Source organism: Variovorax sp. PAMC26660 (genome assembly GCF_014302995.1).
GTDB lineage: Bacteria > Pseudomonadota > Gammaproteobacteria > Burkholderiales > Burkholderiaceae_C > Variovorax.
This window is the reverse complement of record NZ_CP060295.1, coordinates 1621633-1640413: the sequence shown is the minus strand read 5'-3', so window position 1 is coordinate 1640413 and position 18781 is coordinate 1621633. Positions and strand designations below refer to the sequence as shown.

Sequence of the window (18781 nt, the reverse complement as noted above, 5' to 3'; positions counted from 1 at the left end):
GCCGGCTTGCTTGCTTACTTGCGCTGCAGCAGCTTGGTCACTTCGTCCACGTTGGACTGGATGCGCTGGCGCACCACGTCGAAGGCATCGGCCTGCGACTTGGCGGCGAGGTTGGCCAGCTCCTTGATGTCGTCGATGGCGCGCTGGAACGACTGGCGACCCAGTTCGTCGAGCTTGGCGAGGTTGGCCTTGGCGTCCTTGCCGGGCATTTCCTTGGCTGCAGTCTGCCATTCGCCGATGGCGCTCTTGATCATCTCGGTCTGCCGCTGCACCACGGTCTGCAGGCCCTGGTAGGACTTTTCGTTGGCCTGCATCAGCGCCTGCAGGTCCTTGCGGCCGCTTTCGAGCAGCTTGCCCGCGCCGCCGGTCAGGTTGAGTTCCTGCAGGCGGTCGGTCATGCCCTTGAGATTTTTCAGCGGGTTGAGCATGTCGGCGGCGCTGGGGGCAGCCGCCTTGCTGCTGCCACTGCTGCTGGCAGTGGTCTTCTTGGCGGCGGCTTTCTTGGCAGTGGCCATGGTGCGGTATCTCCTGTGCGGGTGAACGGGTGGATGGCAAGGACCAGCCGGACGGCAAAAGTCCCTCGCCACGATACGCCGCACCGGCACGGCCAAGTTCACCGCAGCGAAAAAAATGCCTGCGGGATTTCCCTTGGGTGACCGATTGATTACATCGGCGGCGCGAAGCCGTTGCGCCCGGCCGTCACGCGCAGCGCCGTGGGCGTGCCGTTCTTTTCCTGCGCGTTCACCAGCACCTTGGCGCCGGGCACCAGCAGGGCCTCGGTGCCGGGGCGGAAGGTAACCACCGGCACGTCGGGCGGCACGATCACGGTTTTTTCGCCGCCCTTGTAGGTCAGCCGCAGTTGCTGCCCGCCGCGTACCGATTTCGGCGCGGCGGCAAGGTCGGCCACGGTGGCGTTGGTCATGGTGCTCTGCGGCAGCAGGTCCCATGGGCGATGGCCTTCGCCGGTGCCGCGCGCGGCCTCGGGGAACACCACCACTTCGAGCGCCTTCTGCGTGCCGTCGGCCTGCGGCATGGCAGCGGTGCCGATGAAGCTGCCGCGCTTGATGTCGGACAGCTTGATGCGGTAGACCTCCGACACCGCCATGTCGGCCGGCCGCGCAAGGCTGATGACTTCGCCGCCACGGTCCTGAACGATGAGGGTGTTTGCGTCGACGCGCACGAGGGTGCCCCGGATGCGCACGGTCTCGGAGGTCTGGGCGGCCGCGGAGATCGGCAGAACGGCGGCGGTCAGGCACAGGGCGGCGGTGGCGAGCAGGACCTTGGGGGCGCCGGGTAGAAGCGACATGAGAGCTTTCGAGGGTGGGGGATGAAGCCAATGTACGCCGCTGCGGCCAAACGTGCCGGCTGCCGAATTAGGTGGAAATGAGCACGCGGAATGAAGAAAGGCCGCATGCCGCGCGATGCGGCATGCGGCCTTTGGCCTGCGCCTTCGGAGCGTCAGTCGATCAGGTCGATTTCAATCGCGCCGGCGGTGGCCGGGTTGCGCGAGCCGACCATCGCAAAGAGCTTGTTGCTCTGGCTCGCGAAGTGGCCTTCGGGGCCGCTGAACGAGGCCAGGCGCATGTTGAGCGGGCCGATGATGCCCATCGTGGCGAGCGTGGCACTGCGGGTGGCCGACGTGCCGTCGGGAAGCACCTGCGTGCGCGCATAGCTGGTGGCGCCGATGGATGTGTTGCCCCAGCTGCCGTTGGTGGCGCCGCCGCGCGCGGCGATGGTGGGCCAGGTCGCGCGCTCCGGCAGGCCGATGCGGAACACCGAGGTGGTGGGCGTCGAAGGCACGATGCCGGCCGAGAGATACACGTTGTCGCCGCCGATGCGCGCGATGCCGAAGTTGCCGTTGTCCGACGGATTGGTCACGTTCACGATGTGCCAGGTGTCGACGGTCGGCCCTGCCGACACGGTGTACGTCCGCACCGAGGCTGTGGGGCAGTTGTCGATGCGGTACACCCCGTTGTCGTTGCACAGGTAGAGCGTGGTCCCGCCGTTGGCGACCTGGATCTGGGTGATCGACGAGTCTCCGGTGGTGGCCGTCAGGTTGATGCCCAGGCGGTTGTAGACGCCGTCAAGCTCGGCCTGTGCCTTGACCAGCGCACGCGAGGCGACGAACGGACGCACCGCGTAGCTGGCCGGCGTGACCTGCGCCACCGCGAACGGGAATGCGCCGACCACCGTGTCCGTCGTCAGCCTGAAACGCGCCGTGTTCGTCGGGCTTGTGATGCGGCTGCTGTCGAAGACGAAGCTGCCCGCCTCGGCACTGTCTGCCGTGAAGCTGCCGGATGCGGTGACGCCGGTGTCGTCGGTCATCTCGTAGCGCAGGCTGTCCATGTTCAGCGCCAGCGTCTGCCGCGAGCCGTTGGCGGCGTAGACCTTGTAGCGGCCGTTGCGTGCATCGGGGGCCGGGCCGGTGTCGATCAGGTTGATCTGGATGTAGCCCTGCGTATTCGGGTTGCGCGTGCCGACGACCACCGACAGCAGGCCGTTCTGCATCGCGTAGTACTTGCGCGTTCCGCTGGCGTTGAGCAGGCGGATGCCTTCGGGCTGCGACGAGAAGGTGCCACCCACCGGGAGCGTCAGGCTGCCGTAGGAACCATCCAGATTGGTGGCGGTTCGCACGGAGTTCGCGGTGTCGATGAGGTTGCTGCCCCAACTGCCCTCGGTCGATGCGCCCAGGCCGCGCGTGGTGGGCCAGTTGGGTGATTCGGGCAGGGCGACCCGCAGGAACTGCACCGCCGGCGTGGTGCTCAGGCCGGCGCTCAGGTAGACGTTCTGGCCCCCGATGCGCGCCATGCGGAAGTTCGCGGTTTCGTTCGCGTTGGCGGTGTTCGTCGCGACCCACGCGTCGTCGATTCCGGCCGTGACCGCATACGTCCGCTTGGAGGCGGCGGGGCAGAGGTCGATCTTGTAGATCACGTTGTCGAAGCAGAACTCCAGCAGCGTGCCGCTGCCTGAAATGCGCATGGCGAGCATCTGCGAATCCGGCCCGCCGGGACTGCGCGTGACGCCGAAGCGGTTGTAGGTGCCGTCGAGCTGCGCCGCCGCTGTCAGGAAGTTGCGCGCGGCCACGAAGGGCTGCACCGCGTATGCGGCAGGGCTCGAATATGCCGCCTGGAACGGGAACGCGCCGACGATGGCATCGGCCGTGACGCGGAAGCGCGCCGTGTTGGCCGCCGAGCTAATGCGGCTGCTGGCGAAGACGTAGGTGCCCGGTTCGGTGAAGTCCTCGCTGAAGGAGCCGGATTCCGCCACGCTGAGGTTGTCGGTCATCGTGTAGCTGGCGGTGTCGAAGTCCACCGACAGCGTTTGCTGCGTGCCGTTGGCCGCGTAGACGCGGTAGGTGCCGCTGCGCGCGTCGGCGTTGTCCTGTGCCTTGGCCATCGCGGCTGCCACCGCGACTTCTGCTTGCGGCTGGGCATTGCCACCGGACAGCGGGAGCCCGCCGCCGGGCGCGCCGCCGCCACCGCCACCTCCGCAGGCCGCCAGCAAGGCGGCCAGTCCGCAACCCGCGAGATATCTCGTCATCCTCATGTGGATCCCTCTTCTTTTCAGATGGGCTAGGCAGCGAGCCGGCTGGCTCCTGAACCGAACCCCGGGGAAATCGTAAAAAGAGGTGTCTTTAACGCCGAGGCTGACAAATGGCAGCCCAAACCCCCCGGCTTGGCTCGGCCTTGCGCCCCGTCTACAATCCGCGGTTCCGAGGAGCGTTGCAGCGCCATCAGGCGTGAGGCTCGGACCACATCGCAACCACGCTCATCCGCTGTTCTCGCGGTGAGTTTTTTCCCCGTACGCAGTGGCATCTTTCAAACCAGTTTTGGAGTTCTCATGAGCGCTGTTCTCAAGCCGACCCCCGTTTCGACCGCCGACCAGGCGATCGCCGACCTTTCCCTTGCCGCCTGGGGCCGCAAGGAAATCCGCATTGCGGAAACCGAAATGCCCGGCCTGATGGCCATCCGCGAAGAGTTCGCCAAGGGCCAGGCGCTCAAGGGCGCGCGCATCACGGGCTCGCTGCACATGACCATTCAAACGGCCGTGCTGATCGAGACGCTGCAAGCCCTGGGCGCCGAGGTGCGCTGGGCCTCGTGCAACATCTTCTCGACGCAGGATCACGCCGCCGCCGCCATCGCTGCCGCAGGCACGCCGGTGTTCGCGATCAAGGGCGAGTCGCTGACGGACTACTGGGAATACACGCACGCCATCTTCGACTTCGGCCCCAAGGGATCGAAGGGCGAAGGCCCGAACATGATCCTGGACGACGGCGGCGACGCCACGCTGCTGATGCATCTGGGCCAACGCGCCGAGAAGGACCTGGGCGTGCTGGCCAACCCGACCAGCGAAGAAGAACGCATCCTGTACGCCGCGATCAAGGCCAAGCTGGCCGTCGATTCGACCTGGTACACCCGCAAGTCCGCCGAAATCATCGGCGTGACCGAAGAAACCACCACGGGCGTGCACCGCCTGAACGAAATGAGCGCCAAGGGCACGCTGCTGTTCCGCGCCATCAACGTGAACGACTCGGTCACCAAGAGCAAGTTCGACAACCTGTACGGCTGCCGTGAATCGCTGGTCGACGGCATCAAGCGCGCAACCGACGTGATGATCGCCGGCAAGGTCGCTTGCGTGGCCGGCTACGGCGACGTGGGCAAGGGCTCGGCACAGGCGCTGCGCGCACTGAGCGCCCAAGTGTGGGTCACCGAGATCGACCCGATCAACGCCCTGCAGGCCGCGATGGAAGGCTACAAGGTCGTGACCATGGAATATGCCGCCGACAAGGCCGACATCTTCGTGACGACCACCGGCAACAAGGACGTCATCACGCACGACACCATGGCCGCCATGAAAGACCAGGCCATCGTCTGCAACATCGGCCACTTCGACAACGAGATCGACGTCGCGTCGATCGAGAAGTACGAGTGGGAAGAAATCAAGCCGCAGGTCGACCACATCACCTTCCCGGACGGCAAGAAGATCATCCTGCTGGCCAAGGGCCGCCTGGTGAACCTGGGCTGCGGCACGGGCCACCCGAGCTTCGTGATGTCGTCGTCGTTCGCGAACCAGACCATCGCCCAGATCGAGCTGTTCACCAAGACCGACGCCTACCAGGTCGGCAAGGTCTACGTGCTGCCCAAGCACCTGGACGAGAAGGTGGCGCGCCTGCACCTGAAGAAGGTCGGCGCCATGCTGACCGAGCTGACCGACTCGCAAGCCGCCTACATCGGCGTGAGCAAGAACGGCCCGTACAAGCCGGACACGTACCGTTACTGATAGCACGATGAAAAACCTTCGTGCTTCGCACTGCGGTGCGAGCTTGCTTGGGGCGGCCCGGCGCTTCGCTCATGCGCGCTGATCAACTGTTGGTGGAGCGCGGCCTTGCCGCGTCGCGTTCGCAGGCCGTGCGGCTGATTGCCGGCGGCATGCGCTGGCGTGACGCGGGCACGAGCGACGCGTGGCGCTCGGTCGTCAAGAACAAGGACGACGTGCCCGAGTCCGCCGAGCTGGAGCTGGTCGATGCGGCCGAGGCGCGCTATGTGTCGCGCGGCGGCCTGAAGCTCGAAGGGGCACTGCAGGTCAGCGGGATCGATCCCGCCGGCAAGCTGTGCTTCGACGTGGGCCAGTCGACCGGCGGCTTCACCGATTGCCTGCTGCAGCGCGGTGCGACGAAGGTTGTGGGCGTCGATGTCGGCCACGGGCAACTGCATGCGAAGTTGCGCGAGGACGAGCGCGTCGTCGCCATCGAAGGCGTCAATGCGCGGGCCCTCTCGCCGGACGATCTGGAAGAAGAAGGTGAGTCGCGCTTCGACCTGATCGTTGGCGACCTGTCCTTCATCTCGCTCACGCTCGTTCTGCCGGCTGTCGTCGAGTTCCTGGCCGAAGACGGCCGTTTGCTCATGCTGGTCAAGCCGCAGTTCGAGCTGCAGCCCGGCCAGGTCGGCAAGGGCGGTATCGTGCGCGACGAGTCGATGTATGCGGTGGTCGAAAAGCGCCTGCGCGAGGCTTGCGAGGCGCTCGATTTGCGCGTGCTGCAGTGGTTCGACAGCCCGATCGCCGGCGGCGACGGCAACCGCGAGTTTTTCATTCATGCCGTTCGCGCGGACGCAGCGAACGGTTCTTAAGGAGACGCAGGTGCGCCTTCCGCTGAGCTTCGAATTCTTTCCGACCAAGACGCCCGAAGGCGCGGTCAAGCTGCGCGCCGTGCGCCAGCAGCTGTATGTGCGCAAGCCGCAGTTCTGCTCGGTCACGTATGGCGCGGGTGGCTCCACGCACCAGGGCACTTTCGGTGCGGTGCAGGAGATTCTTTCTGAAGGCGTCGACGCCGCGAGCCATTTCTCGTGCATCGGCGCCACGCGTGCCACGGTGCGCGAGCAACTCGCCGAGCTGAAGGCCATGGGCGTCAAGCGCCTGGTGGCGTTGCGCGGCGACCTGCCGAGCGGCTACGGCATCGGCGGCGAGTTTCACTATGCGAGCGACCTCGTGGAATTCATCCGCGAAGAGACCGGCCGCGACTTCCACATCGAGGTGGCCTGCTACCCCGAGATCCATCCGCAGGCACGTTCGCCCGAAGCCGACCTGCAGGCCTTTGCCGCGAAGGTGAAGGCGGGTGCCGATTCGGCCATCACGCAGTACTTTTTCAGCCCCGAGGCCTACTTCCGTTTCGTCGACGACGTGCGCAAGCTGGGGATCGACACGCCCATCGTGCCCGGCATCATGCCGATCACCAGTTCGACGCAATTGATGCGCTTCTCCGACGCCTGCGGCGCCGAGATTCCGCGCTGGATTCGCCTGCGGCTGCAGGGCTTTGGCGACGACATCGCGTCGATCAAGTCCTTCGGCCTCGACGTGGTCGCCGACCTGTGCGCACGCCTGCGCGACGGTGGCGCGCCGGCGCTGCACTTCTACACGATGAACCAGTCGGCGGCGACGCTGGCTTTGCTGGAGCGCCTCGATTGACAGGGCGCGCGGCCGGAGCGGCGGGTACGTTGCGCGCGGGGCTTCGCATAGCCCTCGTCGCTGCGACCTGCGTGCTCGCGGGCTGCGCCATGCCTCCGGCCACCGAGGGCACGGCCGATGGCCAGTTGAAGCCCTTGGCACGCGCGCTCGCCGTGCCGCCGGGCGTGCCCGCGCGCTCCGATGTGCCCTCGGTGCGCTACGACCTGGCCGTGTCGGGTACCGGCGAACTGACGCCCGATGACGGCGTGCCCGGCGACGACGGCCCGCGCGACATTTTCGAGCGCGGCGGTGCTTCCTGGTACGGCATCCAGTTTCATCAGCGCAAGACCGCCAGCGGCGAGCGCTTCGACATGACCGCCATGACGGCAGCCCACAAGACCCTGCCTTTCAACACGCGCGTCTGTGTGCGCAGTCTCGTGAATGGCAGCGAAGTGCTGGTGCGCATCAATGACCGTGGCCCCTACGCGCTGGGCCGCGTGATCGACCTGAGCCGCGCGGCGGCCGACCGCATCGGCCTGACCGGGCTGGGCATCAAGCAGGTGGCGTTGACCGTCGTCGACCGGGAGGGCATGCGCTGCGGCGGCTTGTCCGTGGAGTCGGGCGATGCGCAGGCGCCCGCGCCGGTGGCTGATCGCGCGAAGGCGCCGGCTCCCGCACGGCGCAAGGCGGCCGTGCCGCCGCGCCGCCGCCGATAGACAAGCCGTTCGGCTTCAGCCGCCCGAATCGAGCGAGAAGGTGGCGTGCCGGTCTTGCGCCAGGCGCTCTGCCAGTTGCGGCAGTGCAGCCGCGAGCAGCGGCTTCAGCGTGTACGGCGGATTGATCAGGAACATGCCGCTGGCCGGCAGGCCCGGCCGGTGCGTCTCGCCCGAGGCGTCCGTCGTGATCTTGCTGGACTTGACCGTCAGCGTGGCGTGCAGCCACGACTTGCCGGCCTTGGTCGCCATCGTCTTCAGGCGCCGTGGCAGGTCGTGCGCCTCGGGGCGCGGAATGATCGGATACCAGATGGCGTAGGTGCCGGTGGCAAAGCGCTTGAGCGCCTCGGCCGCGAAGTCGAGCACGCGGGCGTAATCGCTCTTGATCTCGTAGCTCGGGTCCATCAGCACCAGCGCGCGGCGCGAGGGCGGCGGCAGGAACTTGGTGGCACTGCCGAAGCCGTCGTCGCGCAGCACGGCGATCTGGCGGCCGGCTTCGAGCTGGGCAATGTTGGCTTCGAGCGTGCGCGAGTCGGTGGGGTGCAGCTCGAACAGCTTGAGCTTGTCGTGGTCGCGCAGCAGGTGCTGCACGATGAACGGCGAGCCCGGGTAGACGCGCGCCCCGCCCTTGGGGTTGAAGTCGTGGATCACGCCGAGGTAGCGCGCGATGGCGTCGGCCAGCGGGACTTCGGCTTTGGGCGCTACCTTTTTTGCAGCGGACTTCGCTGCAGGGATGGGCGTGGCGGGCTCTTTCTTTTCCGCAAGCAGGCGCAGGATGCCGTCGGCCGCCTCGCCGCTGGTGCCGGCGTAGTCGCCGTCAAGGCGATACAGGCCGGCGCCGGCGTGGGTGTCGACGACCGTCAGTGCGGCCTCTTTTTCGAGCATGTGGTCGAGCGTGGCAATCAGCACCGTGTGCTTGAGCACGTCGGCGTGGTTGCCGGCATGGAAGGCGTGGCGGTAACTGAACATGAGAAATGGTGCCTGAAGAATAAAGAAGGGAGAACGCTAGACTTGCCCGGAAACATTGGCTAACAAAAAGGGCAGATGATGCGAGGAACTGGATGGCGATTTTGGGGCCTGTTCGTTGGCGCAGGCGTTCTGTCTATTTTGACGGGCTGTGCGTCGGTCACCCACGGCACCACGCAAAACGTGAAGATCGAGACGCGGACGCCTGCAGGCCAGGTGGTCGACGGTGCCAAGTGCCTGGTAACGAATGACAAGAACGACGCGGTGATGCGCTCGGGCCAGAGCCTGCCGGTGCGCCGTTCGAGCGCCAATCTGAACATCGAATGCACGCAGCCCGGCTATGCGCCAGCCAGCGGACAGGCCGTGTCCCGCGTCAACACGGGCATGGTGGGCAACATCCTGCTGGGCGGCGTGATCGGCGCCGCGGTCGATTCTGGCACGGGAGCCGGCTTCAACTATCCGAGCTGGATGCAACTGGTGTTCGGCGAGGTGCGGAATTTCGACCGGAGCGCGCAGACGGGCGACCAGGTGACGGTGGGCGTGCGCGTCGGGGAGACGAAGCTGGCGTCGGTGGCTGGCAAGCCGGCGACGGGCGCGGCCCCGCCTCAGGTGAGTCCCCCCGTCCCGGCGCCGGCGCCGAAGGCGCAGCCCGACGCTCGCGTCTCGATCGACGATCTCGCGGGCTTGCTACCCCCCAAGCCATGAAGCGGGTCCATCGCGCATTCATCTCGCTGGCGGTCGTGTTCGCCGCCGGCAACGCCTCGGCGCTGGAGCCCGACGCGCTGTTCACCAAAGTGTCGGGCGGCGTCTGGGCCGTCCGCACCTTCGACGCGCAAGAGCGTCCGTTGCGGGCGGGCAGTGCGGTGGTCATTGCGCCCGGGCGGCTGGTCACCAATTGCCATGTGCTGGCCAAGGCCAGCAGCTTCGTGATTCGCCAAGACAACGTCACCTACGGCGCCACGCTGGAATATCCCGACCCGGCGCGCGACCTGTGCCAGATCAAGGTCGCGAATTTCAGCGTTGCGCCCGTTCCACTCGCGCCCGCGGGCAGTGCGCATGTCGGTCAGCGCGTGTATGCCATCGGTAATCCACTGGGCCTGGAGAACACGCTCAGCGAAGGGATTCTGTCGGGGCTTCGCGGCGGCGATTCGCAAGCGCCGCTGCTGCAGACCACCGCCGCCATTTCGCCGGGCTCCAGCGGTGGCGGCCTGTTCGACAGCGAAGGCCGGCTGTTGGGCATCACGAGCTTCGGTGCCAGGGATGGTGGCAGCCTCAATTTCGCGGTCCCGATCGAATTTCTGGCCGAGCTGCCGGCGCGCGCCAAGGCGATGCTGGAGACGCGTCCGAGCGGGCCTGCCGCCGCCGAGACGGTCCGAAAGACGGCCGAAGCCGGCAGCGGCGGCGCAGCCGGGCTCGCCGTGCCGCTGCACCGTGGCGACGCAATCGAATACGTGCACACCGACAAGCTGACGGGCATCCGCACGCCGGTGATCTACCGGCTGGACCGGATCGACGGCGACGTGTTGTCGTTCAACGGTGGCGGACGCATCGAGAAAGCAGATGGGCGGCTGGTGTCGGCACCGTCCCCGCTCGGCGGTCTTTTCGATTCCTCAGCGCCGCCCGGCGGCTGGGGCCGAAAGGACATGCAGCCTGGGATGCGCTGGCACCTGGACTACACGACGCGTGGCAGGCAGCGGCACGAACTGGACGCCACCGTGGGCGAGGAGCGCCCGATGCACATCGGCGGCACGGAAATGAACGTGACGCGAGTGGCCTACGAGGGCTGGATCTACGGGGCCTACGGAGGCGCGCCGCTAACCACGATCAGCGCCCGTTTCACGGGCACCGCGTGGTACAGCGTCGAATTGGGGCGGGTCGTCAAGTTCGACGGCGAGATCCAGCGCACGGGCTCGGTCGGCGGCAGCGAAACCATGGAATTCGTCCGCATCCAGCGCTGATTTGCAGGAAATTGGCCATTTGGCCGTTTCTTCATATAATCGCGGGCTTCGCAGCGTTTTTGTAGCCCCGCGGCGAAGGGCACTCACCTGCTTTGGCAGGCTTGCAAAACCCACCTAAGAGATTCCCATCAGAGGAACGCCGACCGTGGAAAAGGGCTCGCCAAACCCTCTTCAAAGAGAAAAACTCATGACCAAAACGTTCAGCGCCAAGCCCGCTGACGTGACGCACGAGTGGTTTGTGATTGACGCGACCGACAAGGTCCTCGGACGAGTAGCCAGCGAAGTTGCTCTCCGTTTGCGCGGCAAACACAAGGCCATTTACACGCCTCACGTCGATACCGGTGACTTCATCGTCATCATCAACGCCGCGCAACTGCGCGTCACCGGCGCCAAGTCGATCGACAAGGTGTACTACCGTCACTCGGGCTATCCCGGCGGTATCACGGCGACGAACTTCCGCGACATGCAGAACAAGCACCCGGGCCGCGCCCTGGAAAAGGCTGTCAAGGGCATGCTGCCCAAGGGCCCGCTTGGTTACGCGATGATCAAGAAACTCAAGGTGTACGGTGGTGCTGAGCACCCGCATACCGCCCAACAGCCCAAAGTGCTGGAACTGTAAGGAGCCTTGAGAATGATTGGTGAATGGAACAATGGCACCGGCCGTCGCAAATCCAGCGTCGCTCGTGTGTTTCTGAAAAAAGGCACCGGCAAGATCACGGTCAACGGCAAGGACATCCAAGAGTTCTTCGGCCGCGAAACCTCGATCATGATTGCCAAGCAGCCCCTGGCGCTGACCAACAACCTCGAAGCATTCGATGTGATGGTCAACGTGAACGGTGGCGGCGAATCGGGTCAAGCCGGCGCCACGCGCCACGGCATCACCCGTGCGCTGATCGACTACGACGCAACGCTCAAGCCCGTGCTGAGCCAAGCCGGCTTCGTGACGCGCGATGCGCGTGAAGTCGAACGTAAGAAGGTCGGTCTGCACTCCGCCCGTCGTCGCAAGCAGTTCAGCAAGCGCTGATCCTGTTCCTTGCGAACACAAGAGCCGCCTTCGGGCGGCTTTTTCGTTGCCAGTACTTGGTGTGCGAGGCATCCAACCCCACTTGCGTTGGGGTGCACGCCACAGTCCGCCTGCCGGAAATGCGGCATTGCAGTAGCATTCGTTCCATTGGCCGTTCGTTCGGCCCCCCAGGAGTAACCACCCCATGAGCGCCGTAGCCGAAAACATCCAGACCCAGATGCCAGAGCCGATTGTCTTCACCGACAGCGCGGCAGCCAAGGTGGCCGACCTGATCGCCGAAGAAGGCAATCCCGATCTGAAGCTGCGCGTGTTCGTGCAGGGTGGCGGCTGCTCGGGCTTCCAGTACGGTTTCACCTTCGACGAAATCACCAACGAAGACGACACCACCATGACCAAGAATGGTGTGTCGCTGCTGATCGATGCCATGAGCTACCAGTACCTGGTCGGCGCGGAGATCGACTACAAGGAAGATCTGCAAGGCGCCCAGTTCGTGATCAAGAACCCGAACGCCACCAGCACCTGCGGCTGCGGATCGAGCTTCTCGGCCTGATGCCTGGATGCTGCTGATCCAGCCCCCTCAAGAAGCCGCCTCCGGGCGGCTTTTTGCTGCCCGTCGTCTTTTCACTTTTCCTTTTCTTCCATGACCTCCGAGGCAGCCATCCCCGTCGATCCCGCCCGCAAGAGCCTGTTGTGGCTCGTGGCCGTCGGCTTCTTCATGCAGACGCTCGACGCCACCATCATCAACACGGCGTTGCCGGCGATGGCAGCGAGCCTGGGCGAAAGCCCGCTGCGCATGCAGTCGGTGGTGGTGGCTTATGCGCTCACCATGGCGATGCTGATCCCCGCCTCGGGCTGGATCGCCGACCGCTTCGGCACGCGGCGCATCTTTTTTTCGGCCATCGTGCTGTTCGCGATCGGCTCGGTGCTGTGTGCGCTGTCGCACAGCCTGGGCCAACTGGTGGCGGCGCGCGTGGTGCAGGGGCTTGGTGGGGCGCTGCTGCTGCCCGTGGGGCGACTGTCGCTGCTGCGCACGGTGCCGCGCGGGGAGTTCCTCCAGGCGATGAGTTTCGTGGCCATCCCGGGGCTAATAGGGCCCTTGCTGGGGCCTACGCTGGGCGGGTGGCTGGTCCAGTACGCTTCCTGGCACTGGATCTTCCTGATCAACGTGCCAGTGGGGCTGGCGGGCTGCATCGCCACGCTCAAGTACATGCCCGACCTGCGCGGCGTCGTGCAGAAGCGCTTCGACAGTGTGGGCTACGCGATGCTGGCCTTCGGCATGGTGGCAATTTCGCTGGCGCTCGACGGCGTTTCCGAACTGGGGCTGCGCCAGGGTGGCGTGATGGTCGTGCTGATCTTCGGCTTCGCGAGCGTGGTGGCCTACTGGCTGCGCGCGGCACGCACACCCGAGCCGCTGTTCGCGCCCTCGCTCTTCAGCGTGCCGACGCTCAGCATCGGGCTGATCGGCAACCTGTTCTCGCGCCTGGGCAGCAGTTGCATGCCCTTCCTGGTGCCGCTGCTGCTGCAGGTGTCGATGGGCTATTCGCCGGTGAGGGCCGGGCTGATGATGCTGCCGATCGCGCTGGCCGGCATGGCCATGAAGCGCTTTGCCACGCCGCTGATCACGCGCCACGGCTACCGCAAGGTGCTGGTGGTCAACACCGTGTTGGTGGGGCTCACGATGGCCAGCTTCGGCCTGACGGCGCCGGGCCAGCCCATGGTGCTGCACGTGCTGCAACTGCTGGCGTTTGGCGCGGTCAATTCGCTGCAGTTCACGGCCATGAACACCATCACCTTGAAGGACCTGGACGGCAGCATGGCGAGCAGCGGCAACAGCCTGCTGTCGATGGTGCAGATGCTGGCGATGAGCCTGGGCGTGGCGGCGGCCGGCGCCGTGCTGGCGGGCTACAACGGCATCTTCGGCACCGAAACGGCGGCGCACACGCTGGATGCCTTCCAGGCCACTTTTGCAAGCATGGGGTTGATCACGATCGCTTCTGCGCTGATCTTCTGGCATTTGCCGGGCGAAGTGCGCGCAGCGCATCCGGCGCAGCCGGAGGTTTCCGGCCAGGGCTGACGCCGCCAACAGGCGCTCAGGCGGGGTAGATCGCGCCCAGCACCCGGGGACCGCGTGCGCCGGTCACGCTCGCCAGATTGCCAGGCTCGCGCCGCACGGTGGCGCGGGCCAGCCAGGCGAAGGCGGCCGCTTCGACCTGCTGGGGCGGCAGGCCGTGATCGTTCGAGGCAGCCACTTCCACGCCGGGCAGCAACGCCCGTAGGCGTTCGAGCAGGTGGTCGTTCAATGCGCCGCCACCGCAGACGATTAGCAACTTGCTATCTTTTCCGTAGTGCCGAACGTCCGCTGCACAAGCGCTTGCGGTCAATTCGGTCAGCGTCGCCTGCACATCGGCCGGCTCCATCGCCGTGGTGCCGAGTTGCGCGGCAAGCCAGGTCGGGTTGAACAGGTCGCGCCCCGTGCTCTTGGGCGGCGCCTTGGCGAAGTAGGGATCGGCCAGCAACTGCGCAAGCAGACCAGGCAGCACCTGCCCGCTGGCCGCCCATTGGCCGCAGCGGTCAAAAGGCTGGCCGAGGTAGGTCTGGCACCAGTGGTCCATCAGCGCGTTGCCGGGGCCGCAGTCGAAGCCGCGCACGATGGCGCCGTCCGGCGCATTGGTGGCCGGCAGCAGGCTCAAGTTGGAAATGCCGCCGATGTTCAGCACCGCAACGGTCTCGTCGGCGCGCGCGAACAGGGCGCGATGGAAGGCAGGCACCAGCGGCGCACCCTGGCCGCCCGCGGCCAGGTCGCGGCTGCGGAAGTCGCCGACCACGTCGATGCCCGTCAGTTCGGCCAGCAGCGAGGGGTTGTTGATCTGCAGCGTGTAGCCGACCTCATCGAATTCGATCGGCCGGTGGCGCACCGTCTGCCCGTGGGCGCCAATGGCGGTGACGGCCTCGGCGGCCGTGCCGCTGTCCGCCAGGAGCTGATGAACCACGCCGGCATAAGCCCGCGCAAGCCCGTTGCCGGCCAGCGCTGCACGATGCAGTTCGTTGTCGCCCGGTGTGTTCAGCGCCAGCAGCTCGGCCCGCAGTGACACGGGAAACTCGGCCGTCGCGTAGGCCTGCACCGCGATGCGGCCGTCGGAAAGATCGGCAAGCACGCCATCGACACCGTCGAGCGAGGTGCCCGACATCAGGCCGATGAAAAGCTCGGCGGCCATGGTGTTTCGAGGAGGCTGGAAGGCCGCGAGGCGGCGATTCAGTCCGCGCTGGCCTGGATGACCGAGAACGCGGCCGCCAGCTCGGTGCGGGCGCCCACGGCGATCCGCTCGAAGGCCGGGCGCAGCGCCGCGGTGATCGGTGCGCCGCCTTCTTGCGCGATGGAAGCCGGGTCCTGGTAGACGCCGCCCACGCGGAATTCGAAGTGCAGGTGCGGGCCGGTAGCCCAGCCGGTGGAGCCCACCGCGCCGATGGCCTGGCCCTGGCTCACGCTCTGGCCGGCCTTGACGTCGATGCGGCTCAGGTGCGCATACGCCGTCTGCTGGTTGTTGCGGTGGTTGATGATGATGATGTTGCCGTAGCCGTTCTGCGTGCCGGCGAAATCGACCGTGCCATCGCCCACGGTGCGAACCGAGGTGCCCGTGGGCGCCGCGTAGTCGATGCCGTTGTGCTGGCGCCAGCTGTTCAGGATCGGGTGCATGCGCATCGCGAAGCCGCTCGACACGCGCGAGAACTCGACCGGCGTCGCCAGGTAGGCCTTGCGCAGGCTGTCGCCGTTCGGGCGGTAGTAGCTGCCCTTCTGGTTCGCGCCCGGGGGCTGGAACCAGACGGCCTGGTGCACCTTGCCGTTGTTCTCGAACTCGGCCGACAGCACGCGCCCGCTGCGCAGCGCCTGCCCATCGGCCTCGAGGGTTTCATAGACCACGGCGAAGCGGTCGCCCTTGCGCAGCGCGCGCACGTCGACGTCGCCCGCGAAGATGTCGGCCAGTTGGCTCGCCACGGCATCGGGAATGCGCGAGTCGTCGGTGGCGGCGAACAGCGAGGTGCGGATGGTGCCGCTGGCCAGCCGCGTGCCCGGCGTCAGCGTGTCGCGCTCGGTGACGCCGGCAAAGCCGGTAGGCGTGCGTTCGATGACGAAGCGCTTGAAGCCGCCGTCGCCGTCGGGAATCCAGCGGGCGCTGAGCTTCTGGAGCCGGTTTTCCTGCGTGGCCTCGGCCGTCACGGTGCGGCCGGCGCGCGCGAACAGCGCATTGCGGGCTTCGGGGCTGCCGCGCACGAAGGCGGTGGCGGTGGGGTCGGAAATGCCCAGGCGCTTCAGCAGCGCCTCGGCCGTGTCGCTCGAGCGTGTGACATCGGTGCGAAACAGCGTGAAGCTGAAGTTTTCGAGCGATGCCGTCTGGTCGGCGAAAGACACCGGGGCCGCCGCTTCGAGAATCTGGCGGACGGGGAGGTCGGAGGCGTCAGGACCCAGCGAGGCGACCGCGAGGGTGCCGGCGCTCAGCAAGGCCGCCGCGATGATCGCGGTGATCTGCTTGGGGTAGGTCCGGAACGTATAGGCCACGCGAGAAGCGAGAAGCTCCTCGGCGGCAAGAATGCCGTTGATCAAACTTTGAATTCCAGCTCAGGTTCTGCAAATCCGTGCTGCAAGGCCCAGTACGTTCAGGGCGGCAGGAGACGGTGCGGAAAAAGCGCCGCTTAGAATTCGGCGCTTGAAAAGTCGGGCTGAGTATAGCTTCGGCATCTAAAAAGTCAGCCAAAAAAGCCTATGAATGCCGATTCTGTTACATCCGCCAGCCTCTCAGATGGTGTAAGACAAGCACTCGAAATATCCCTCCGCGGCGCTGACGAGCTGCTGCCGCAGGACGAGTGGGTGAAAAAGCTGCAGCGGGCCGAGGCCACTGGAACCTCGCTGCGCATCAAGTTCGGCCTGGACCCCACGGCTCCCGACATCCACCTCGGGCACACGGTCGTCTTCAACAAGATGCGCCAGTTGCAGGACTTGGGGCACACCGTGATCCCCTTGATCGGCGACTTCACGACCACCATCGGCGACCCTTCCGGGCGCAACAACACCCGACCGCCGCTGACGCGCGAGCAGATCGAGGCCAACGCCGCGACCTACTTCGACCAGTTGCGCCTCGTGCTGAACGTGGATCGCGCCGAGGTTCGCTACAACTCCGAATGGAGCGACCCGCTGGGCGCTCGCGGAATGATCCAGCTCGCGGCCAAGTACACGGTCGCCCGGATGATGGAGCGCGACGACTTCAACAAGCGCTTCAAGGCCGGCCAGTCGATCTCGGTGCACGAGTTTCTCTACCCGCTGATGCAGGGCTACGACTCGGTCGCGCTCAAGAGCGACCTCGAACTGGGCGGCACCGACCAGAAGTTCAACCTGCTCGTCGGCCGACATCTCCAGCAGGAGTATGGTCAAGAACCGCAGTGCATACTCACTATGCCGCTGCTGGAAGGGCTCGATGGCGTCGAAAAGATGTCCAAGAGCAAGAACAACTACATCGGCATCAGCGAAGACGCCAACACCATGTTTGCCAAGGTGCTGTCGATTTCCGACGACCTGATGTGGCGCTGGTACACGCTGCTGAGCTTCCAGTCGCTGGCGCAGATCGAGGCGCTCAAGGCGGAAATCGCGGGTGGCCGCAACCCGAAGGATGCGAAGGTCGCGCTGGCCAAGGAAATCACCACGCGCTTCCACAGCGCGGCGGCGGCCGAGACGGCCGAGCAGGATTTCGTCAACCGCAGCAAGGGCGGCGTGCCGGACGAGATTCCCGAGGTGTTGCTGACAGGCGCCCCGTTGGGCATCGGGCAGTTGCTCAAGCAGGCAAACCTGGCAGCTTCGTCGGGGGAAGGCAACCGCCTGATCGACGGTGGCGGTGTGCGGGTCGACTCGACAGTGGTCAGTGACAAGGGGTTGAAGCTGCCTGCGGGCATCTACGTGGTGCAGGTCGGCAAGCGCAAGTTCGCGCGCGTGACCCTGAGCTGATCGACACAGGCCCCGCGGGGCCTGCCCTCAGCGAACTTCGATGGTGACGCGCCGGTTGCGCGGCTCGTCCACGTCATCGGCCGTGGGCACTGCCAGTTCGCGTTCGCCCCGGCCCACCGCCTCGATGCGGCTCGCCGGGAACTGGCGCTCCACGAACAGCTGAGCCACTTCCTGCGCTCGACGGCGCGAAAGCTCGTCGTTCTGCTCGACGGTTCCCTTGGTGTCGGTATGGCCCGTCACCACGATGTCGCCACCGCTGCGCGCCAGCGCCGCAGCCAGTGCCTCGGTCATGATCTGCTGCGAAGCGGCTGTCAGCGTCGTGCCGCCCAGCTCGAAGTACACCGTGTAGCGCTGTGGCAGGGGCGGGCGCATGTCGAACAACGGCTTGTTCTCTGCCTGCACCTTGGCCGCGTCGGCCCGGTCGACAACCGGCGCACCTTTGGCGCCCACGGCCGCAGTGGCGCGCTGGTAGGGCTGCGAGAGGACTTCTTCGCCGTCCTTGGCGCGCACCACCACGGCGGAAGGCGTGCCATCGGCCTGGGGCAGCAGCACCACGCGCGTGCCCGGCGTCGAGCATGCGGCGAGCAGCAGGGCCACCAATGCGGCAGCAAGGAACGAGGCGTAGCGCGATGTCTTCATCTTCATGGCTGGCCGTCCGCCTGCACGATGAAGTCGGTGCCGCGAATGCCGATGGTGGCTGTTTGCGTCTCGACCCGCACCGCGTCGGGGTTCGTCTTGCCGATCAGGCCGGTGATCATCCGCATCGAGCCGCGCAGCAGCGAGACCAGCATGCCGCCTTCGTGCGTGGTGCCGTCGAAGTGGAATTCCTTCAGGTCCAGGCGCGACGAGGGGCCGACCACCAGCGTTGTGTCGTCGCGCAGCACCACGGCGGCGGAGGAGTCGGGGCCGGTCACGATCCGGTCGACGGCGCCCAGCGCGTCACCGGGGTTGGCCGGGCGCGTGGTGCCGGCCGCGCCGAGCAGTTGCACATTGCCGCGCACGGACTTCACGAAGCCCGCGTGGAGTTCGGCTGCGGTTGCGGCAGGCGCCACGGCAGGCGCCGCAACGGGGGCAATGGGCGTTGCAGGTGCGGGGGGCGGTGTCTGGGCTTGCGCCAATGTGGCTGAGCCCACAATGGCAAGACCGCCCAGGGCGATCAAGAAATTTTTCATCGTCTGGCTCTCTG

19 protein-coding genes and 1 riboswitch are annotated in these 18781 nt (G+C 66.2%); of the genes, 11 read left to right on the top strand and 8 right to left on the bottom strand.

Features of this window, described 5'->3' with window-relative positions; translation table 11 throughout:
- Nucleotides 1-14: 14 nt before the first annotated feature.
- The 3 genes from phaP to H7F35_RS07855 form a co-directional block, all read right to left on the bottom strand.
- Nucleotides 15-515 carry a TIGR01841 family phasin gene (gene phaP, locus H7F35_RS07865; RefSeq protein ID WP_187112355.1) on the bottom strand — a complete coding sequence of 167 codons (501 nt, stop codon included), beginning with the start codon at nucleotides 513-515 and terminating at the stop codon, nucleotides 15-17.
- A gap of 149 nt (nucleotides 516-664) precedes the next feature.
- Nucleotides 665-1306: a hypothetical protein gene (locus tag H7F35_RS07860; protein WP_187112354.1), complete on the bottom strand. Its 642-nt coding sequence runs from the start codon at nucleotides 1304-1306 to the stop codon at nucleotides 665-667.
- Nucleotides 1307-1458: 152 nt separating this feature from the next.
- A complete protein-coding gene (locus tag H7F35_RS07855) occupies nucleotides 1459-3546 on the bottom strand; it encodes a hypothetical protein (RefSeq protein WP_187112353.1) in 2088 nt (695 codons plus the stop codon).
- Nucleotides 3547-3708: 162 nt separating this feature from the next.
- Nucleotides 3709-3777: riboswitch (S-adenosyl-L-homocysteine riboswitch) on the top strand.
- A 63-nt stretch (nucleotides 3778-3840) separates the two neighbouring features.
- On the opposite strand from H7F35_RS07855, the gene ahcY reads away from it, so the two are divergent.
- The 4 genes from ahcY to H7F35_RS07835 all read left to right on the top strand — a co-directional run bounded on the left by ahcY (nucleotide 3841) and on the right by H7F35_RS07835 (nucleotide 7658).
- On the top strand, nucleotides 3841-5280 hold the full coding sequence (gene ahcY / locus H7F35_RS07850) for an adenosylhomocysteinase (RefSeq protein ID WP_187112352.1): 1440 nt from the start codon (nucleotides 3841-3843) through the stop codon (nucleotides 5278-5280).
- A 71-nt stretch (nucleotides 5281-5351) separates the two neighbouring features.
- Nucleotides 5352-6128 carry a TlyA family RNA methyltransferase gene (locus H7F35_RS07845; RefSeq protein WP_187112351.1) on the top strand — a complete coding sequence of 259 codons (777 nt, stop codon included), beginning with the start codon at nucleotides 5352-5354 and terminating at the stop codon, nucleotides 6126-6128.
- A gap of 10 nt (nucleotides 6129-6138) precedes the next feature.
- On the top strand, nucleotides 6139-6963 hold the full coding sequence (gene metF / locus H7F35_RS07840; protein WP_187112350.1) for a methylenetetrahydrofolate reductase [NAD(P)H]: 825 nt from the start codon (nucleotides 6139-6141) through the stop codon (nucleotides 6961-6963).
- Nucleotides 6964-7052: 89 nt separating this feature from the next.
- Entirely contained in the window at nucleotides 7053-7658 is a 606-nt protein-coding gene (locus H7F35_RS07835; protein WP_187112349.1) for a septal ring lytic transglycosylase RlpA family protein, read from the top strand.
- A gap of 15 nt (nucleotides 7659-7673) precedes the next feature.
- Here the strand turns inward: H7F35_RS07835 and H7F35_RS07830 are convergent, their stop codons facing one another.
- Complete coding sequence (locus tag H7F35_RS07830; RefSeq protein ID WP_187112348.1) at nucleotides 7674-8624, bottom strand: 23S rRNA (adenine(2030)-N(6))-methyltransferase RlmJ; 951 nt, start codon at nucleotides 8622-8624, stop codon at nucleotides 7674-7676.
- 180 nt (nucleotides 8625-8804) lie between these two features.
- Here H7F35_RS07830 and H7F35_RS07825 point away from each other — a divergent pair, with 180 nt between their 5' ends.
- From H7F35_RS07825 to mdtD, 6 genes are all read left to right on the top strand, one after another.
- On the top strand, nucleotides 8805-9326 hold the full coding sequence (locus tag H7F35_RS07825) for a hypothetical protein (protein ID WP_187112347.1): 522 nt from the start codon (nucleotides 8805-8807) through the stop codon (nucleotides 9324-9326).
- Complete coding sequence (locus H7F35_RS07820) at nucleotides 9323-10579, top strand: S1C family serine protease (protein ID WP_187112346.1); 1257 nt, start codon at nucleotides 9323-9325, stop codon at nucleotides 10577-10579. The genes H7F35_RS07825 and H7F35_RS07820 overlap by 4 nt, the downstream gene beginning before the upstream one ends.
- 187 nt (nucleotides 10580-10766) lie before the next feature.
- On the top strand, nucleotides 10767-11198 hold the full coding sequence (gene rplM, locus H7F35_RS07815; protein ID WP_007827946.1) for a 50S ribosomal protein L13: 432 nt from the start codon (nucleotides 10767-10769) through the stop codon (nucleotides 11196-11198).
- Between the two features lie 12 nt (nucleotides 11199-11210).
- On the top strand, nucleotides 11211-11603 hold the full coding sequence (rpsI, locus tag H7F35_RS07810) for a 30S ribosomal protein S9 (protein ID WP_007827948.1): 393 nt from the start codon (nucleotides 11211-11213) through the stop codon (nucleotides 11601-11603).
- Between the two features lie 184 nt (nucleotides 11604-11787).
- Nucleotides 11788-12153 carry an iron-sulfur cluster insertion protein ErpA gene (gene erpA / locus H7F35_RS07805; protein WP_007827949.1) on the top strand — a complete coding sequence of 122 codons (366 nt, stop codon included), beginning with the start codon at nucleotides 11788-11790 and terminating at the stop codon, nucleotides 12151-12153.
- A 90-nt stretch (nucleotides 12154-12243) separates the two neighbouring features.
- Nucleotides 12244-13677, top strand: a complete 1434-nt coding sequence (gene mdtD / locus H7F35_RS07800) for a multidrug transporter subunit MdtD (RefSeq protein ID WP_187112345.1) — start codon at nucleotides 12244-12246, stop codon at nucleotides 13675-13677.
- A 16-nt stretch (nucleotides 13678-13693) separates the two neighbouring features.
- Here the strand turns inward: mdtD and H7F35_RS07795 are convergent, their stop codons facing one another.
- Nucleotides 13694-14818 carry an anhydro-N-acetylmuramic acid kinase gene (locus tag H7F35_RS07795; RefSeq protein WP_187112344.1) on the bottom strand — a complete coding sequence of 375 codons (1125 nt, stop codon included), beginning with the start codon at nucleotides 14816-14818 and terminating at the stop codon, nucleotides 13694-13696.
- A 38-nt stretch (nucleotides 14819-14856) separates the two neighbouring features.
- Entirely contained in the window at nucleotides 14857-16203 is a 1347-nt protein-coding gene (locus H7F35_RS07790; protein ID WP_187112343.1) for a M23 family metallopeptidase, read from the bottom strand.
- A 159-nt stretch (nucleotides 16204-16362) separates the two neighbouring features.
- On the opposite strand from H7F35_RS07790, the gene tyrS reads away from it, so the two are divergent.
- The gene (gene tyrS, locus H7F35_RS07785; RefSeq protein WP_187112342.1) at nucleotides 16363-17595 is read left to right on the top strand and encodes a tyrosine--tRNA ligase; all 1233 of its coding nucleotides are present in this window, start codon (nucleotides 16363-16365) and stop codon (nucleotides 17593-17595) included.
- Between the two features lie 27 nt (nucleotides 17596-17622).
- Here the strand turns inward: tyrS and H7F35_RS07780 are convergent, their stop codons facing one another.
- Both H7F35_RS07780 and H7F35_RS07775 read right to left on the bottom strand, forming a co-directional pair.
- Nucleotides 17623-18240 (bottom strand): OmpA family protein, encoded by a 618-nt coding sequence (locus tag H7F35_RS07780; RefSeq protein ID WP_187112341.1) that lies wholly within the window; start codon nucleotides 18238-18240, stop codon nucleotides 17623-17625.
- On the bottom strand, nucleotides 18237-18767 hold the full coding sequence (locus tag H7F35_RS07775; protein WP_187112340.1) for a FecR domain-containing protein: 531 nt from the start codon (nucleotides 18765-18767) through the stop codon (nucleotides 18237-18239). Before H7F35_RS07775 ends, H7F35_RS07780 begins: the two co-directional genes overlap by 4 nt.
- Nucleotides 18768-18781 lie beyond the last annotated feature (14 nt).

What these genes read in the sequence shown, in the direction of transcription:
- phaP (WP_187112355.1), bottom strand. Translation starts at nt 515, where the DNA reads ATGGCCACTGCCAAGAAAGCCGCCGCCAAGAAGACCACTGCCAGCAGC.
- H7F35_RS07860 (WP_187112354.1), bottom strand. Translation starts at nt 1,306, where the DNA reads ATGTCGCTTCTACCCGGCGCCCCCAAGGTCCTGCTCGCCACCGCCGCC.
- H7F35_RS07855 (WP_187112353.1), bottom strand. Translation starts at nt 3,546, where the DNA reads ATGAGGATGACGAGATATCTCGCGGGTTGCGGACTGGCCGCCTTGCTG.
- ahcY (WP_187112352.1), top strand. Translation starts at nt 3,841, where the DNA reads ATGAGCGCTGTTCTCAAGCCGACCCCCGTTTCGACCGCCGACCAGGCG.
- H7F35_RS07845 (WP_187112351.1), top strand. Translation starts at nt 5,352, where the DNA reads ATGCGCGCTGATCAACTGTTGGTGGAGCGCGGCCTTGCCGCGTCGCGT.
- H7F35_RS07835 (WP_187112349.1), top strand. Translation starts at nt 7,053, where the DNA reads ATGCCTCCGGCCACCGAGGGCACGGCCGATGGCCAGTTGAAGCCCTTG.
- H7F35_RS07830 (WP_187112348.1), bottom strand. Translation starts at nt 8,624, where the DNA reads ATGTTCAGTTACCGCCACGCCTTCCATGCCGGCAACCACGCCGACGTG.
- H7F35_RS07820 (WP_187112346.1), top strand. Translation starts at nt 9,323, where the DNA reads ATGAAGCGGGTCCATCGCGCATTCATCTCGCTGGCGGTCGTGTTCGCC.
- rplM (WP_007827946.1), top strand. Translation starts at nt 10,767, where the DNA reads ATGACCAAAACGTTCAGCGCCAAGCCCGCTGACGTGACGCACGAGTGG.
- rpsI (WP_007827948.1), top strand. Translation starts at nt 11,211, where the DNA reads ATGATTGGTGAATGGAACAATGGCACCGGCCGTCGCAAATCCAGCGTC.
- erpA (WP_007827949.1), top strand. Translation starts at nt 11,788, where the DNA reads ATGAGCGCCGTAGCCGAAAACATCCAGACCCAGATGCCAGAGCCGATT.
- mdtD (WP_187112345.1), top strand. Translation starts at nt 12,244, where the DNA reads ATGACCTCCGAGGCAGCCATCCCCGTCGATCCCGCCCGCAAGAGCCTG.
- H7F35_RS07795 (WP_187112344.1), bottom strand. Translation starts at nt 14,818, where the DNA reads ATGGCCGCCGAGCTTTTCATCGGCCTGATGTCGGGCACCTCGCTCGAC.
- tyrS (WP_187112342.1), top strand. Translation starts at nt 16,363, where the DNA reads ATGAATGCCGATTCTGTTACATCCGCCAGCCTCTCAGATGGTGTAAGA.
- H7F35_RS07780 (WP_187112341.1), bottom strand. Translation starts at nt 18,240, where the DNA reads ATGAAGATGAAGACATCGCGCTACGCCTCGTTCCTTGCTGCCGCATTG.
- H7F35_RS07775 (WP_187112340.1), bottom strand. Translation starts at nt 18,767, where the DNA reads ATGAAAAATTTCTTGATCGCCCTGGGCGGTCTTGCCATTGTGGGCTCA.